Raw genomic sequence first — 17,617 nt, 5'->3', positions numbered from 1 at the left:
AAAGCTAAAAAATGAAGATGTATAAAACTTGTAAATTTTTCCTCTTTAGCCTTTTATTCTTGACTTCCCTACTAACAGAAGCTCAAAAAGGAGGTTTTATCAATGCCGCCGAATTCGGCTTTTCTCCTGATGCGACAGGAGTAGAAAACGTGACGGCACTTCAAAAGGCAGTAGATCAAACAGGAACTATTATCATAAGCCGACCAGGAACCTACAAAGTGGCCGGAACCACCTATGTTGGAAGCAACACTACCCTTGAATTTGGTAACGGCGTGGTTTTACAGAAAGTCGATGAAGTTGGCAAGTTTTCACATGTGCTGCTCAACAAAGGTGCTTTGACAAAAACCTACGATGAACATATTACCATTAGAGACCTTGTCGTCATGGTAAATGGTATCGACCTAGTCTTTAACGAAGTATTCGGATTACGAGGTCAAATCGCATTTTTCTATGTGAAGGATTTGAGAATCGAAGGGTTTCGCTGCTATGACATTATGCCTGCTCAGTTCGGAATTCATGTTTGTACTTTCGAAGACCTTGTTATAGACAATGCTATTCTCAAAGGCAAAAAGGATGGTATTCACCTAGGACGTGGAAATAGATTCAGAATTTCCAATGCGGTTTTCGAAACGGTTGACGATGCGCTTGCTTTAAACGCCCATGATTACGCTACTTCAAACCCCGAATTAGGATGGATTGAAAATGGGGTGATCGAGAATTGTCATGACTTGGCTTCCGATCAAAAACTAGTCGGTTACTTCTGTAGAATACTGGCCGGTGGCTGGGTCGATTGGAAAAAAGGCATGGAGGTCCAAAAGGCAGATGCAGTGGTCTCAAATGGAAGGATTTATCGCGTTAATGCCGACCCGGACGGTAAAAAATACAAATCGACTACCCGACCTACCCATACCCAAGGAACCAAGGAATTGGATGGCATTAAGTGGGTAATGACACAAGAAGATGTCGAATACGTCGCGGGAGTAAGAAACGTGACCTTTAGAGATATTTATCTAGAAAAACCAAGAACAGGCTTTTCAATACATTTTGACAATGGCAAATGGAGCCGTTCTTATTATCCGGGAGCAGAGATCCCTATGCAACGACAACTAGTCTTTGACAATATCAGGGTATTACATAAGGGCTCTCGTGAATTTTTGGGCGTAGACACTCCAATAGATGCTATCATCATTTCCAATTCAAGCCTCGGCAATACGGGTATAAAATTTCATTCCAACCAAGCCATGAAAGAATACTTTCCGACACATATTAGCATTTCAAATACGGTATTTAACACTGAAGGTAAAATGACCTTGCTTGATAATTCAGTGGAAAACAAATTAATCTATTTAAAGACTTCGAATAGCATCGAAAGCAGCAAAGATTTTTCCGCCCTTGTTCATAATAAAGGCGGCAAACTAGTCATTGACTCAGATTTGACCGGTCTGAGGGATTGACCAACCCATTCCACTATCTTATCAAATTATAAAAACTTGATTACGATGCGGAAGATGATGGAGAGAAGGGGTAAATGAAGAATCCACAAGGTTTAATGAATGCCAAATAGTGATACACCAAAAGATTATTGTTTGACCCTGACTAATAAAATACCTCTCAAGAGATTGAGAGGCTTTTCTTTGTTGGCGGTCCGGACGGGACTCAAATTTTTCACAGAAACATCCTGTTTGAAGGGCCTACCAAAAGGTCGTTTTTTAGATTTACCGCAAGGTTACCTTTTAACTAATTAAGATGCCAATCGGTTTAAATGATATAATTTAAAAACCAAAAAGTCTTTTATTCTTCCAACTGTCTTGTCTCGAAATATAGCTACAGGTTAAAAATAGATTTACGCCGTAAATTAATATACCATATTTGGTGTTCCATATTTTATAGATAAATGTAATCTGATTGCATTGTATAGATTGACTTCATTTTATATTTCTCCTCATCGTGGGACTGCGATAAACCGCTTTGTTAGGGATATGACGCGTCTTTCTGTGGATATTGATTTGAACTATGTTTATTTAGAGGACACTCCTATAAAAATATCGCAAAGGCCATAGAACGAATTAAAGGGACATTGTGAATGTTACCCCAAACGAAAAAGTCAAACATAAACAAGATGAGCTTGAACTTCAAATTTCCCAGACACAAACTCAAATAAAATTGGAAGGCAGCCAAGCCATATGTGGAACTATTATGCCGCCAGTTAAAATGGACCTGTGTGGAAAGACATCGGAGGGCTTTTATGTCTTTTGTAAAATTCAAGTTGTCACTATAGATCAATTATATGGCGGATGATTTGCACGGCATCAGAACGTCTACATCCAAGGGATTTGTTCGATGTCAAATACCAATTGAAAAATGAGGGATTCACCTATGAAATAAAAAAAGCCTCCTCTTTTGTCTATATAGCAGCAAAAAGTCTATTTATGAAATGTTTTACCCAAACTTACTAGACCAACATGCAACGACCGTCAATCAATTCGATGGTATGAGCGATGAACCATTAACCTATGAAGATTTTTAAATCACACGAAGTCTAATACTCAAACCATCCATGGAAACTCCACCGATTCAGACAAAGAATTCATATTAAGTTTTGAAAATGTCACTTCCAGTTGGAGTTTGTAATATCCCGCTGTACAATGGAAATTGCAAAATTTACAGCAATTGAAAAAAATACCAGAAAACATGACAAACCCTTATAAATTCTTAAAAGTGAGCTTATAGCCAAAAATTGTAGATATCGGATGATAAAAATTAACCAATATGGAAAACTTAAAAACAAAATAGCTCAACTTGGATATGGATATAAAAGAGAATTTAAAAAAGGAGGTCAGGCTCGAACCTTTCTACGAAGAAAGTTACCTTTCAAAGGTTTCAAAAAACGAGAAATTATAAGTATTCCAGCCATTAATTTCCAGTTTAATCAGCCAGCAATAGACGGTAGACTCGGATAACTGGTCACATTGGAATAACCTGTTTTTATTCAAAGAATAGAGGTTCCTATTTCAGCTTTTAGCTGTTAATTTTTCTTTATAATTATTGGTGTAACTTACTATGTTTTATTTAACATAATTGCTAATTAATGTTTTACAACAATCAGACGGTTAATAAGCGTTCTTACTATTTGTTATGCTATTTAATAAGTGCCTTGAAGCACAGTCTTAGAAACACATCATTATGATCTTTGAACGCCTACGTATATTTGTCAGTTCAAGTATGGAGGAGCTGGCAGAAGAACGTGCGGTATTAAAGTCTGCGCTAAGCGAGCTTAATATTGACGCTTGGATATTTGAAAAGGATGCTGGGGCGCAATCACAAACGATTCAGCAGGTATACAAGAAAGAAATTGACCGTTCCGACCTTTATATTGGCCTTTTCTGGAGGAACTACGGAGATTATACCAATGACGAATTTGAGTACGCGACTGAGAAGAATAAAGACTGTCTGATTTACGAAAAACGTGAGGGTATAGATGGTAAACGCGACCCAAAATTACAAGCATTTCTTGATCCAATGGGAAAGGTAGAGTCTGGTCTCACTGTTCAGTGGTTCAACACACCTAAGGAGTTACGTGACTGTGTCAAAAAAGATGCAGCAAATTGGCAAGCGCAAAAAATCCGTGAGCTGAGAGCACTCAACATCAGCTACAAGGCTAGTCCTCTCGAAAGAGCCGAACAGGGCGAGTTGAAAACCCTGCTTGATAAGGTAAAGCACTTTTGGGTTAGGGGTGTTCTTGAACGAACGATACAACGTGCGAACCTGATGGAACTCAGCAAAGACAATCAACCAGAGGCGGTTGGAAACCCTTGGGAGGCAGTGCTCGAGCTACCATTTGAGGGTGCCCGAGCTGTACCGATGGGCAAAAATATTACTGATATATACGATGAACTAGAGCACTCCGTGCTCATTCTAGGGCAGCCTGGATCAGGCAAGACGACTACACTTCTCACATTGGTACGTGAGCTCATTTTACGTGCTGAAAAAAATCAAACCCTACCTATCCCTGTTGTCTTTCATTTAAGCTCCTGGGTCGATCCAGAGCAGCATTTGAATGATTGGTTGGTGGATGAGTTGAATGATAAATATCAAATTCCTGGGAAATTCGGCAAAAATTGGCTGGAGCGTCAACGACTAATTCTACTTCTCGACGGGTTGGACGAGGTTCCGAGTAAGAATCGGGCTGCGTGCGTAGAAGCTATTAACAGGTTTGCAAAGAATTTCGGACTATATGGGATGGTAGTTTGCTGTCGACTGAAGGAATACGATGAATTGAAAGCCAAGCTCACCCTAAACGGAGCTATTTGCCTTCGCCCACTAACTGATTTTCAGATTGACACTTACGTCGGGGAAGCAGGTGTGGAATTAGAGGGATTGAGAAATGCCCTCCGCCAAAATCTCGCGTTCCGGGAGATTGCCAGTTCCCCCCTTATGCTAAACTTGATGTGTCTTGTCTACAAGGGTTATGAAACTGAGAACTTAGCAAAAAGCGAGACCCCTGAGGATTGGATTAAACATCTCTTCTCAGCCTACGTTGATCTTATGTTCAAGAAAGGGGGAATATCAGAATTTGCCTATTCACGGGAACAAACGCTCGGTTGGCTATCATGGATTGCGAGACGATTGTCTGAACGTAACCAGGCGATGTTTCTTATTGAGGATCTGCAACCCAGCTGGTTGTCAAGCCGCGTGCAGCGCTGGGGATATCTTGTAGGATTTAGCCTTGTTTTAGGACTTCTGATGGGTCTTGCAAGTATTGTTTTTTGGGGTGCAGGATCATATATCATTGGCGAAACTAACTCACAAACGGAATATCTCCAGCCTCGAGAATGGATCATATGGTTAGTGGCGACCCCAATTTGGTTACTGGCCTTTGGATTGATGGAAAACCTTGGTTCTAAGTCTGGCCGCCCTATTCTGGAGCGCGTACAGCCAGGTTTCCGTCGTGCTGCGGTGACAGGCCTACTTAGCGCAGGTCTTTGGTTGTTTGTCATGCTGTCAGTAGTATTGGTCGTAACTCAGGCAAAGCCCACCCTGAACGACTTGTTATTTCATTTGCTCTGGAGTGGTTTAGCAATCACCTTCATATGGGCTGCCAATGGACGTATTCGAAGTAATACCTACAGTATCAGTACCGTGGAATCTCTTCGGTGGTCGCTAGGGAATGCTTGTCCAGGTGCAAGACGCGGGTTCGTTATTGGATTACTGGTCGGATTCCCTTTATATTTCATAAATCATTTGATGGGCCCGCCGTGGGTCCCACATTTTGGCTTTGCGATTGTTGGACTAGGAATCGGAGGAATTCTGGGTGGCCTCAAGCCTCATGTTAACGATGCAAAGACGGTCCCTAACCAGGGGATTAAGCTCTCGTTTAGAATGGCTATCCTGATAGCTTTGAACGCCATTTGGCTCGTCGCAATTGCTATCGGCGTTGCGAAATTTGGAGATTTTGAGTACTCCCCCAATCCCGCATTTATGTTGTATGACCACTACGTGCCTATGTTGGGTATTTTCATCGGTTTATCCACAATCCTTTTCCTTTGGTTTGGGGGACTCGATGTTATCAAACATTATGTTCTGAGGATAATCCTGAGTGCCAGTGGACAAACTCCCTGGAATCTAACTTGCTTTATGAACCATGCCTCCGGCCTTGACCTTATGCAAAGCGTTGGAAACGCTTACATCTTCGTTCATCGGAGATTCCTCGAATATCTGGCGGCCTTCCGTCCTAAGTGAGTAGTCAACCAACTGACGGACTATAAAAGGGTCTAGGCAAGAAAATGATTAAAGTTCTACAAAACACTTTATAAAATTGACTGCATAACAATTTACTAATGATTTTAAAAAACAATTATCATGGCAGAAGTAGGCGTATTAATGGATTCAAATGAAAATTGGAATCCAACTGATTGGGCTTGTGCAGATGCACGAGCAGAAATTAAAGGAAACGCTAAGGCCGTACTGAAGCGTGGCATTGATTTCAATGCTAACGCCGAAATTAATGTTAGTGCCGCTGCACATATCGCAAAATTTTTGGCTTTGGATGTTAGTACAGGATTTGATGCCAAAATTGAGTTAAAGGCACAAGCACAAATTTTATTAGACTTATTTGACGAGGTAGGCGTGGCCATTCGATTACGTGCTGAAGCTGAGTTGGCAGCGTTCATTAACGTAGGTATTGGAATTAACATTTCGGATTTTTTAGAGTTGGCAGCCAAGAATCCTCTAATGATGAAAGATCCGATCCAGCTAGAATTGCTTAGAGCGATTTTAAATGAGGCTAAATTTCAAGGCGGCGTCGCGGCTAAAGCCGCTATATGTGCTATGGCTTATGCCAATATATCATGTACCGGTAGGTTAGTATCTAAAGGCTCCGATGGCGCAGGTTTTTATTTAGTAGGTGATTATGGAGTGGGATTGGAGGCCGGTGCGGGTATACAAATGTTTATTAAAGTTGGTCTTGAGAATCCTCGAAGAATGATTGGAAATTGCTGCGATATTGCCGTTGACAATACACTTAAATTAGTTGAGGAGGAAATTAGGAAAACCAATAGTGAAGATGTTAAGAAGGGCATTGAAATGCTCTGGGGATTACGCGCTCCGACTAAAATTGCCATTAGAACTGCCTTTGAAATAGGGGTAGCGCTATCTGAAGACCCCAATTTTAGGATAAAAGCAAGTGATGTTACCTCGGAACTCGCTAAGCGATGTGTAAATATAGCCATCGAGGAAGCCCAACCCTATATTCTAGAATTAATTTTAAAGTGGGCGATGAATCAACTTAGGGTACAACTCGGGTTCGATGAAGCTACATGGAATGAATTACTAAAGGACACCGACAGCGTTGCTAATTTGCTCGAAAATATGCCTGATGATCCTTTTGGAACGGAAGGTGAAAATAAATTAAACAGCAACCTGAAGTATTGGTCTGATGTCATTTTAGGATTTGAAAAACTAGCAGGGGATGTAACTGGGGATAAAAGTGATGTAGAATTTTATCTATCAATGGTTTGGGGCGCGACGCAACTGTCGTTAATTGTTTCTTATTATTCTAAAAATAAACGTTCAAACGAAGACATGGAAACGACAATTGAACCAATTGAAAGCGTATCCAAAACGGTGGAAGTAATACCTCCTAAGGCAGTTAGCAATTTTATCCTAACAAAATTAAATCAGGGAAATCTGTCAAAGGTCGCTATAGCTCAACTGTTACAATTTATTTCTTCACAAATCACAGAGAAAATAGAGATATTTATTGTTCCAGACAGTTCAACCTATGATATTTTTAGCATTCTTTCTGGGGGCGAAATTAAGGATAATACAAAAGATGTTATTAATCAAGTCATCAACGATATTGGGTCTTTGCATTTAAATCCAAAGAATTTAATCACTATAGACAGTATCCAGAAAGGATTGAAATGGTATATGACGGAGAAAGTTGAGAAAGAGCTTTCGGAAGTACTAGAAAAAGATGTTAAAAATACGCTTCTTAAAAAAATGTTGAACGAGGTTTTAATTAAATCGCTTGCCTATACAACAGATTACATTATTACAACTGTTCGAACCTATGACGCCAATGATAAAACTCTAATTCGAGAGGCTTGTTCTTCCGTATTGATGCGGTTGATTTCTCGTTCTCTTGTGGTATTGACTGATGAGCTTTTAGCATATACGATGAAAGAAACTCATGATACTTTGGAGGCTATTGGAAATGGCGTCGGAACTGAGAAAAGCAATCCGATATTCAATAAATTAATAAAAGAAGATAGTCGCATTGATCGTGCTAAAGCTGAGACTCTTGTTTCCGAAATGTTTGAAATTTCTTCAAATGTGTTTTCCCCGATCGACGAGGAAAAACGGGAAAACGTACGTAATTTAATATATAATTTATTGGATGGGATGCCAAATTTGGACCAGCTTAAAAATGTCAATAATTTTCCTGGGAAAGACCAGCTATTGGAACTTGCGAAGCATAATTCTGAGGTGCTTAAGGCTTATGTTACCGAATTTGCCAAGCAAGTTTTAGCAAAGCTTGGAGAATTTATTTTACAGCAAATCACTGATTTAGTTGAATCTGGCAAGGAACATGCACAGGAATGGAAAAAATATCTTGAAGAGGAAATAAATAAAAAATTAACAGAAATTAAAAATGAACTGGTTCTATCCATTGCAAAATTTGAGACAAGAATAGAGGAGTCCATTAAAGAACAAACGGGGCAGGTTAATGGTATGCTCAATTATGTTATTCAAAATAAGGATAGAATAAAAAACGAACTTATAAAAAAAACTGACGCGCATTTCAAGGCAAAACATCCAAGGCTTTTGTATCCAGCAGCAAGTAAGGCTTTAAATATATTTGAGACACCTTTAATAAATATTATTGTTGAAGCTTGTACACAACTTAAAAATAAAAAAGATTTTCTGGAGCAACTCCAAAAATCTAAAAGTAAAGAAGAAATTGCGGAGATGCTAGGGAATAAATTAGGGGAACTTGTTGCTGCGAAATTTAAAATTAAAATTGCAACGGGGAAAAAGCGGGAAGGGTGGAAATTAGTAACTACGTATTCAACATATGGAGTGCCTTCAAATATTGTTCAATCGGTTTTTATCACATTAATTGCACGGATGGAGCAAATACTTGTATTGGCTGGGAACTTGTTAGAAGCCTTTCATCATTATAGTGATTATATTGATGATAAAAGTATAAAAGAATTAAAATTGACCAAGGCGAATGATAAATCCGAAATAATTACAAAGCTACAAGAAAAAATACCACACAATGCTCAAATTACCTATGTAGCACCTCAAGATAAGGACTTGGCGCTTCTTAATGCGGATGGTAAAATTCAAGTGCAATTTGAAAATGTTCCAATTCATTTTTTTGGCGTAGATTCTTATAGTGTGAGTCATGTTCTTATTTGGGTGAATAATAAACTTATCGGTATTGAAAAGTCCGAAATCGTTGAACGCGATGGAAAGGTTTTTGTCTCGATTCAACTTTCACCTGGGCCAAATATTGTATGTGTTAGAATAATTGATGTTAACATTGAAGCAAATCCGCTAATTGTATTTGTAGATCTAGCGAGTGGATTGGATAAATATGACAATTTGGATTCTTGGGTACAATCAGATAAACTGAAATGGACAGATAATGCTACGAAAAAAATGGAAGTGCAATTCGAGAATGCCGAGAAAGAGATTCTTAAACTAGCTATCAATGATTATTGACAAAAACCGTTCAATTTACTAAGTTTATTATACACTAGATAATTTAATTATATGCCGTTTTATATCGCTGTAGAGTTCCAGATGAATACTCCTTTCCCACCAAACTCGCCATTTCATCGTTGTGGTTTTTAAAGATTTCCAATAACATCCATTGCTTTTTCCGCTTTCCCAGATAAATGTCGGCAATGGCTTGGGCACCTTATATGTGGTTTCAAGTAGCTTTATTTGGTATCATGGAAAAATAAAAAAGCCTTTAAATAAATGATTTAAAGGCTTTTGAGCTATTTTGGATTTCTCCTAGCGGTCCGGACGGGACTCGAATTTTTCATAAAAACATCCTGTTTTAAGGGCCTACCAAAGTCTCGCTTTTTTGGGGCACCGCAAGGCTCACTTTTTAACATAAATTTAACAATGAATTAGTCATATTCCTTAATCAAGGTCAAATAATGATATTTCTCTCTAATTCCTTCAAACCTTTTGTTTAACATTTCATCATTTTTGAATAATTTACTATTTTCTATAATTTCCTTCTCTTGGACATCATCGTAAACTAGTTTATAATATGAAGAAGGTGGGCCTATAGGTACTTGATTGGCATTAAAATTGTTTTCATAACTACGTTTATTTATTCGAGCTCGATCAAAATAGGTATTTTGAATCGCTATGTTAGAAAAACTTATATTATACAAAACAGATTCTTGAAATTTTGAATTAGAAAAAACATAATTTTCAAATGATGCATCTGTAAGATCTGCGCCGAAAAAATCGCAATTTTCAATTTCCCATGTGTAAGTCGCACCTAAATTAATTGTTGTTGCTGACGAATAGAAAATTAGCTTATGGATCAACTTCGTAATATTATCACCCTCTATTGCGTTGTAGCGTCTCGCCCTTCCTACTATCAAATTGAAAGTACCCTCTTTAGGAATTTTATCACTAGTAGTACCTACATAGTGCATAAAACCCTCTCCTTGCCCCGAAGTAGGATAATCTTCTTCTTGCCCATAGAACAACCTTATTCTCCATTTATTTTTAAATTTACAATTCTTTAGACTCGAATTGTGAAATTTGGTGTTCTTTAAGTTTACTTCTTCAAACAGAACCGACTTACCCTTTGATTCTGAAAAATCGGTATTTACCAAATTCACTTTAATAAATCTGGCATAATCACACTTGATTCCTTTTAAAATCGCAAAAGATAAATTTGCTTCCTCAAAATTGGCTTGATTAAGATTTGCATTTTTTAGACTCGCACCTACTAATTTCGCACCACTAAAATTAACTCCCACAAAATTTGACCCATCTAAAACAGAATTGGTAAGATTAATGTTTTTTAAATCTGCACTTTTGAAATAGCCACCTAAAATTTCACTATTCTTAAAATTAGCTTTGCTAATTATTTCGGCTAGTGAGACTTTATTTATTTTCGAGTTAATTAAAGACAACAATAATTGTCCTCGCTCTGGACTAACGGCATTATTTATTATTGTATCGTTTTGAAGATATTTGTAAGGTTTCAACGCTTGGCTCAAAGAGACTATCCTACCTATAAGTTGAGGACTTAGAATTCGAGATGCATTCAATGTATTTTTCAACTCATCATCAATCTTATCTAACACATTATTGAATAGGAATATCAATGAACTTCGCCTTTCAGCTTCCTGCAGATTTGTTTGCTGATCAATTCTTTTATTCTGATAATCAAACAATTGATTCTGTGCATCTACCAATCTATTTTGATGCTCTGTTTTTTCATTTTGAATAGCTACCAAATCGTTCTGGCTGATTACCAAATCGTTTTGATTTCCAAATAGTTCATTTTGCTTATCGAACTTTTGATTTTGCAATCGGAAAAGTTCATTTTGGTTTCTAATAAGTCCTTCCTGACTTTCTAACAATTTCGTTTGCTTTTCGAAAATGGCAGTTTGTGATCCCATGATACCTGTTTGCCTAAAAATAAAAACACCTACGATGACAGCAGTGGAAAAAGTTCCTATATCCAAAAATACTTTATAGGCTTTAGACCAAGTATTTTTTTTCTTTTTGACTAATGATTTTTCCAAATCCCTGATTCTCTCGTTTACCTGAGTATTTTGTTTAATGGCATCAGCTAAAATCTGATTTTTTTCTTCGAGAAAAATATTCTTCTCTTCAGATTTTTTAAATTTTTGTTCTAAACCGTTAGAGTCTTCAGTATTACCTTTTGCTTCATTGGAGTTCATACTTTTTATATTTTTAAACTATGTTAAAAATAGAGAATAGTTGTAGATTTTTCTTTCTTTAAAATATCCATTGTAAGTCATGAATTTAGCTCAAGCCGAATCCTGAGCCAAATAAATTTATTAATCAACTCATATTTTTACTATTTTTGAGCCGAATAAAATATCTAATCGGCTCATGAAATACAACTGGCAACAAAAAGACTGGCCTAATTTTCAATACCAAACCGATGCTATTGAAGATTTACTCTTTGATTTTGCCCAGCGTACTGGGCGCATTGGTGGAGTATTGGAAGGACTTTCAGAAACTGAGCAAACAGAAACCATGATAAACTTAATGGTTTCAGAAGCTATCAAAACCTCAGAAATTGAAGGGGAGTATTTGAGCCGTAATGATGTGATGTCTTCCATCAAAAGAAATTTAGGTATTCAACCCAATCTTCCGCTGACTAAAGACAAAAGAGCGGAAGGTATTGCGGAACTGATGTTGGCCGTTCGAAATGATTTCTCAAAACCTTTGACAGCTAAGACCTTGTTTGATTGGCATTCAATGCTAATGAGGGGAAGTCATGGCATTCAAGTAGGTCAATGGCGTTCGCATGATGAACCTATGCAGATTGTCTCTGGAGCAATGGGCAGAGAGGTCGTCCATTTTGAAGCCCCACCTTCAAATACTGTTTCTTCCGAAATGGTTAATTTCATTATGTGGTTCAATGCTTCTGAAAAGAAAATTAAAAAGCCGATCATAAGTGCTGCCATCGCCCATCTCTATTTTGAATCCATACATCCTTTCGAAGATGGAAATGGAAGGATTGGCCGTGTAATAGCCGAAAAAGCGCTTTCACAAAGCATCGGTCGGCCGGTTTTGTTCAGTTTGTCCAAATCCATTGAAGGGAATAAAAACAGGTATTACGAAGCCCTAAAAGCTGCTCAACGTTCCAATGAAATCACCGATTGGATAAACTACTTTGTCAAAACCGTTTTAGAGACTCAAATCGATGCCGAGCAAGAAATTGAATTCACATTAAAAAAAACCAAGTTTTTTGACCAACATAAGGATGTTCTGAATGAGAGACAGCAAAAAGTAGTTCGTAGAATGTTGGATGAAGGCCACAAAGGTTTTGAAGGAGGCATGAATGCCAGAAAATACCTTTCTTTAACCAGTGCATCAAAAGCCACTGCAACCAGGGATTTACAGGATTTAGTCGAGAAAGGTATCTTTAAACCTACAGGAGGAGGTCGGAGTACGCGATATGAAATCAATATGTAATCGAGCGAAACTTCATTTAGTGCTGCAAGTCCAAAATCCAAATTTGGCATTCCTGAAAAAACACGTTTGTATGGTTTTGAATGAGATAACTTGAGTAGTTAAAAACATCTTTAACGTGTAGTGTTCACAGGACAGAACAGGATACCAATCCAGAAAAATTCCATTAACATTGTTGTTTCCATAGATTCATTCCTAACGGAATAAAAGGTTCTATTTTGATTTTAGAAAAATAAATTCCTAAACTTTTTTTATGAAAACGATTCACTTACTGTTTATTTCAGTTTTATCTATTCATTTGTCTTATACACAAGATATCAAGCCCAACGAGGTGAAAAATATAATGAAAAAGGTTGCCGATTGGCAGATAATGCATATCAATGACGCTTACAGCAACGACAAGCCCCATCATGCATTACATTGGACGAATGCCGCGCTTTATGTTGGCATGGCCAAATGGGCCGAAATGGCCGATAATGACACCTATTATAATTGGTTAAAGGGAATCGGCGACCAAAATAACTGGCAACTGCACGAGCGAAAATACCATGCCGACGACCATGCGGTAGGTCGCATGTATGCTGCATTATACGGAAAATATAATCAAAAAGAGATGTTGGAGCCTACTATAGAACAGTTCAATTATATACTGCATCATCCCGCCAATACCAAATTGAACTGGGCTACCCCGTACCATCAAGATCGATGGAATTGGTGCGATGCCCTTTTTATGTCGCCCCCCGTCTGGGCAGATCTGTATAGCATAACAGGGGAGCAGAAATATTTAGACTTCATGCTCGATGAATACAAGGCTACCACCGAATTCTTGTTTGATACCGAAGAGCATTTATACTATAGGGACGAAAGGTTTAAAGGCAAGCTGGATAAAGGGACCAAAATCTTTTGGGGCCGGGGAAATGGCTGGGTCTTTGCCGGATTGGCAGATATTCTATCCAATCTGAAACCGGAAACCAGCGAATATAGTTACTTTCTTGACATCTATAAAAAAATGGCAGATAGGCTCATAGAGCTGCAAACACCTGAGGGGCATTGGGCCATGAGCCTTTTGGGCAAAGAGTTCTACCCAACTCCTGAGACCAGCGGTTCTTCATTTTTTATCTACGGCCTTGCCTGGGGAATCAACCGAGGTATCTTGAATGGCCCGAAGTTCAAGAAAGCAGTGCAAAGCGGTTGGAAAGCAATGACAGGTTACGTAAACGAAGATGGCATGTTAGGGTATGTGCAACCGATCGGTGCCGCTCCGGGGAATGCAAGTGCCAATAAAACCGAGGTCTACGGAACCGGCGCATTTTTGAGCGCAGGGTCGGAAATCTACAAGATGGTCGGGGCTAATTAAAAGGGAGTACGAATATCAGGTAAACCGGTAACATATGAAACGGAAGGAATTTTTACAACTCTCTACCCTAGGAAGTGCCGGGCTTACGCTTTCGCTAGGGCCATGGTTCAATTCATGTTCCGATAACCTAACCCGAGAACATTCTTTAGCGTTTAAAAAACTTACGCAAGACTTATTAAAAGACTGGTGTGACGGTATGATCAGAGTTCAAGTAATCGAACCCGAGAACCCCAAGCTGCATGGCCTTTTAAAATGTCCTGCGTGTGATGTAGTACATGGCCGTTGTATGGACGCCGTGTATCCGTTCTTCCATATGGCCAAGGCGACCGGCGAAAAGAAATATCTAGATGCCGGAATCGCTGTTTTTGAATGGGAAAAGAACGTAAGCTTGCCCGATGGTAGTTGGTCAAACACCCTTGACCCAAAATCTTGGAACGGTATTACCATATTTGGTGCCATAGCCTTGGCGGAAACACTTCATTACCACGGGGACCTTCTAGACAATGGGCGTCGTGAAAGATGGACGGAACGTTTAAGCAGGGCAGCTGAGTTCATCTACGAGAAATTTACGATTGCATTTACCAACATTAACTACGGGGCAACGGCGGTGTATGGATTAAATCTTATAGGCAGGGTGCTCCAAAATGAAACCTATATGGCCCGCAGTAAAGAACTTGCGGAAGATGTAAAAGCTTATTTTACCAGACCAAATTATCTGCTCTTTGGTGAAGTTAAGCCCACGGCCGATAAGTTAAGTGACAAGGGCCTACATGGTGTTGATTTGGGTTATAACGTAGAGGAATCCCTAAATGGTCTAGTGCTTTATGCCTTGCAAGAAAACGATGAAGATCTGTTGGAGCTGTTGACAAAATCATTGAACAGCCACCTAGAATTTATGTTACCCGATGGAGGTTGGGACAATAGCTGGGGAACCCGACAGTTTAAATGGAGCTATTGGGGAAGCCGTACGACAGATGGCTGTCAACCCGCGTTCGCGATGATGGCGCATACCAATCCTGCATTGGGTACCGCGGCGGTAAAAAGCACCGAACTACTACAACGTTGCACGGCCGACGGTCTCCTGCACGGAGGCATCCATTACTTGTCACATGGCATAAAACCCTGCGTTCACCATACCTTTGCCCATTCTAAAAATCTTGCCGTAATACTAGACAGTTGGGACCATCTTCCGGAAATCAATTTATCCGCCCAATTGCCTAGGGCCACCGCAGATGGCTTAAAACATTTTTCCGATTTAGATACTACACTTTTTGCCCGTGGTGATTGGCGTGGAACGGTTACGACCTATGACGCCATCTATAAAGATGGAGATTACAGACAGGCAACCGGCGGGGCTCCTTCAGTTCTATACCACAACAGGGCAGGTCTATTATGTGCGGCAAGCATGGCCGTGTACAAATTGGTCGAGCCCTACAATCAGCAACCCAACCCAGGGGAAGATTTTGCATTTACCCCGCGGGTGGAAACTTTTAAGAACGATGTTTGGTATTCGAATATATTTGATCGGGCGGCAATAATGAATTCTGCGGATAGCCAGGGCGAAATTCAAATAATGGCCAAAGCACAGCTTAAAAATGAATCAAATGAAGTTGTAACGGAAACCGCATCGGACTTTGAACTTTCCTATACATGTTCAAAGGATAAACTTCGAATTACGGCTAAAACTCCCCAACCGATAAAGAAACAAACGGCTTTTGTACTTCCTGTTATATCACCCACGGGAGAGAAAGTGACACATCCCGAACCGAACCAAATAACCATCCAAAAACCGGAAGGTTTGGTATCCATTAAGGCAAATGTTTCTTTGAAAATAAAGGAAATTCCTAAAGAAAGACTCTTTAATATGGTGCCCGGGGCAGAGGCCGTACCCATTATAGCCTATTTTGAAGAAAATAAGGAGGTGGAAATAACCATAGAAGTCGTTTAGCGGAACCTTATAAAAATTCATTCTAATGAAAAATCTAACTTATTTAATTTTTGCGCTGGGGCTATTTTTTTTAAGTTCCTGCAAAGAGCAAAATAAGACTGTTGACACCACAAAAAAAGAACACCCCAATGTATTGTTTATTGCTGTTGATGACCTGAACAATATGTTAGGGGTTTTGGATAGTTATTCCAACACAACAACTCCTAATCTTGACAGGTTGGCCGCCAGGGGAGTCGTGTTTTCCGATGCCCATTGCCAAGCACCGTTGTGCGGGCCCTCAAGAGCGTCGTTAATGACAGGTCTGCGTCCATCGACCACGGGTATTTATGGTATGATCGACGACAACAAAATACGTTCCGAAAACCCTGCGACCAAAGACATCGTGATGCTCCCGGAATATTTTAAAACGAATGGTTACCATACCATGGGCATTGGCAAGTTGTTCCATGACCATGCCCCCCCGATGGTGTTTTCGACGAATCGGGCGGCAGGGAAAAGGGGTTTGGCCCTTACCCGCCTGAACGTTTTGTTTGGGACGGTTATGGCTCCTCCGACAGAAAAAGATATGGTCGTACAAGCACCGATTGGGGCGCTTTTCCCGAGGCCGATTCCTTAATGCCCGACCACAGATCGGTTGATTGGGTTGCTGAGCGATTGAACAAGACCTACGACAAACCGTTCTTTATGGGCATCGGTTTTTTACGTGTTCATGTACCCTTGTACGTACCCCAAAAATGGTTTGACCTGCACCCTTTAGACAGCATCAAAACAAGGCCGTATCTTAGCGGTGATTTGAACGACGTACCTCCCGTTGCCTTAAAAATAAATGATCTGCCCATGATGCCCTCCACGGAGTGGGCCATTAAAAGTGGGGAATGGCCAAAAATTATTCAGGCTTATTTGGCGTGTATCAGTTTTGTGGACCATGAAATCGGTCGTCTGTTGGATGCCCTTGAAAACAGTGAGTATGTGAACAATACGGTCATTGTATTATGGTCGGATCATGGCTATCGTTTAGGTGAAAAGGGCACTTTTGCCAAGCATGCGCTTTGGAACACGGCAACCAAGGCACCGCTCTTCTTTTCCGCTCCTGGACTCCCGAAGGGAAAAATCATTGGGAAACCGGTAGAGATGCTTTCCATTTACCCCACATTGCTGGAATTATGCGGGCTTCCGGCTTACGAAAGAAACGAAGGCAAAAGTTTGGTGCCAATAATGACGGGCCGAATCGATGAAGAACCCTCGGTGGCGATCACAACCTTCGGAATGAACAATCATGCGGTGAAATCAGATCGCTTTCGATATATTAAATACGAAGACGGCAAGGAAGAATTTTACGATCATCGCAACGATCCGAACGAATTTACAAACCAAGCATATAATCATGATTATCAGGATGAAAAACAGGCTTTGAAAAAGCATTTGCCCCAAATTAACAAGGCATGGGACCCGAACTCTTCCTATACGTTTCAACCTTATTTTGTGGAACAGAAAGCACGTACAAGTGGCTTGGAGGGAAAACCCGTTAAGGTAATCGGTGCCTCTCGATAAAAAGGCATAGCGCTTTAAACGGAATAATCCGTTAGGTGGCCCGG

11 protein-coding genes are annotated in these 17,617 nt (G+C 39.8%); 10 read left to right on the top strand and 1 reads right to left on the bottom strand.

Annotated features, from left to right (window positions below; translation table 11 throughout):
* Window positions 1–11 precede the first annotated feature (11 nt).
* The 5 genes from BLS33_RS22825 (at window position 12) to BLS33_RS22805 (ending at window position 9,231) form a co-directional block, all read left to right on the top strand.
* Complete coding sequence (locus BLS33_RS22825) at window positions 12–1,454, top strand: glycoside hydrolase family protein (protein ID WP_143017675.1); 1,443 nt, start codon at window positions 12–14, stop codon at window positions 1,452–1,454.
* Between the two features lie 625 nt (window positions 1,455–2,079).
* Window positions 2,080–2,298, top strand: coding sequence for a hypothetical protein (locus BLS33_RS22820; protein WP_089895336.1), 219 nt, complete (start codon window positions 2,080–2,082; stop codon window positions 2,296–2,298).
* A 452-nt stretch (window positions 2,299–2,750) separates the two neighbouring features.
* Window positions 2,751–2,960 (top strand): hypothetical protein, encoded by a 210-nt coding sequence (locus BLS33_RS22815; protein ID WP_089895333.1) that lies wholly within the window; start codon window positions 2,751–2,753, stop codon window positions 2,958–2,960.
* Between the two features lie 223 nt (window positions 2,961–3,183).
* The gene (locus tag BLS33_RS22810; protein ID WP_089895331.1) at window positions 3,184–5,739 is read left to right on the top strand and encodes a DUF4062 domain-containing protein; all 2,556 of its coding nucleotides are present in this window, start codon (window positions 3,184–3,186) and stop codon (window positions 5,737–5,739) included.
* A gap of 120 nt (window positions 5,740–5,859) precedes the next feature.
* Complete coding sequence (locus tag BLS33_RS22805) at window positions 5,860–9,231, top strand: ubiquitin-conjugating enzyme family protein (protein ID WP_089895330.1); 3,372 nt, start codon at window positions 5,860–5,862, stop codon at window positions 9,229–9,231.
* Between the two features lie 416 nt (window positions 9,232–9,647).
* Here the strand turns inward: BLS33_RS22805 and BLS33_RS22800 are convergent, their stop codons facing one another.
* Entirely contained in the window at window positions 9,648–11,453 is a 1,806-nt protein-coding gene (locus BLS33_RS22800; RefSeq protein WP_089895328.1) for a pentapeptide repeat-containing protein, read from the bottom strand.
* Window positions 11,454–11,628: 175 nt separating this feature from the next.
* On the opposite strand from BLS33_RS22800, the gene BLS33_RS22795 reads away from it, so the two are divergent.
* The 5 genes from BLS33_RS22795 to BLS33_RS25095 all read left to right on the top strand — a co-directional run bounded on the left by BLS33_RS22795 (window position 11,629) and on the right by BLS33_RS25095 (window position 17,573).
* On the top strand, window positions 11,629–12,720 hold the full coding sequence (locus BLS33_RS22795) for a Fic family protein (RefSeq protein ID WP_089895326.1): 1,092 nt from the start codon (window positions 11,629–11,631) through the stop codon (window positions 12,718–12,720).
* Window positions 12,721–12,970: 250 nt separating this feature from the next.
* Window positions 12,971–14,074 carry a glycoside hydrolase family 88/105 protein gene (locus BLS33_RS22790; RefSeq protein WP_089895324.1) on the top strand — a complete coding sequence of 368 codons (1,104 nt, stop codon included), beginning with the start codon at window positions 12,971–12,973 and terminating at the stop codon, window positions 14,072–14,074.
* A 34-nt stretch (window positions 14,075–14,108) separates the two neighbouring features.
* On the top strand, window positions 14,109–16,022 hold the full coding sequence (locus tag BLS33_RS22785; protein ID WP_089895322.1) for an ulvan lysase-like protein: 1,914 nt from the start codon (window positions 14,109–14,111) through the stop codon (window positions 16,020–16,022).
* 25 nt (window positions 16,023–16,047) lie between these two features.
* Window positions 16,048–16,638, top strand: coding sequence for a sulfatase-like hydrolase/transferase (locus tag BLS33_RS25100; RefSeq protein WP_218129630.1), 591 nt, complete (start codon window positions 16,048–16,050; stop codon window positions 16,636–16,638).
* Window positions 16,638–17,573 carry a sulfatase-like hydrolase/transferase gene (locus BLS33_RS25095; RefSeq protein ID WP_218129629.1) on the top strand — a complete coding sequence of 312 codons (936 nt, stop codon included), beginning with the start codon at window positions 16,638–16,640 and terminating at the stop codon, window positions 17,571–17,573. Before BLS33_RS25100 ends, BLS33_RS25095 begins: the two co-directional genes overlap by 1 nt.
* Window positions 17,574–17,617 lie beyond the last annotated feature (44 nt).

Origin of the sequence: Kriegella aquimaris, from assembly GCF_900103215.1 — a bacterium.
Lineage (GTDB): Bacteria > Bacteroidota > Bacteroidia > Flavobacteriales > Flavobacteriaceae > Kriegella > Kriegella aquimaris.
This window is presented reverse-complemented; position numbering and strand designations above follow the sequence as displayed.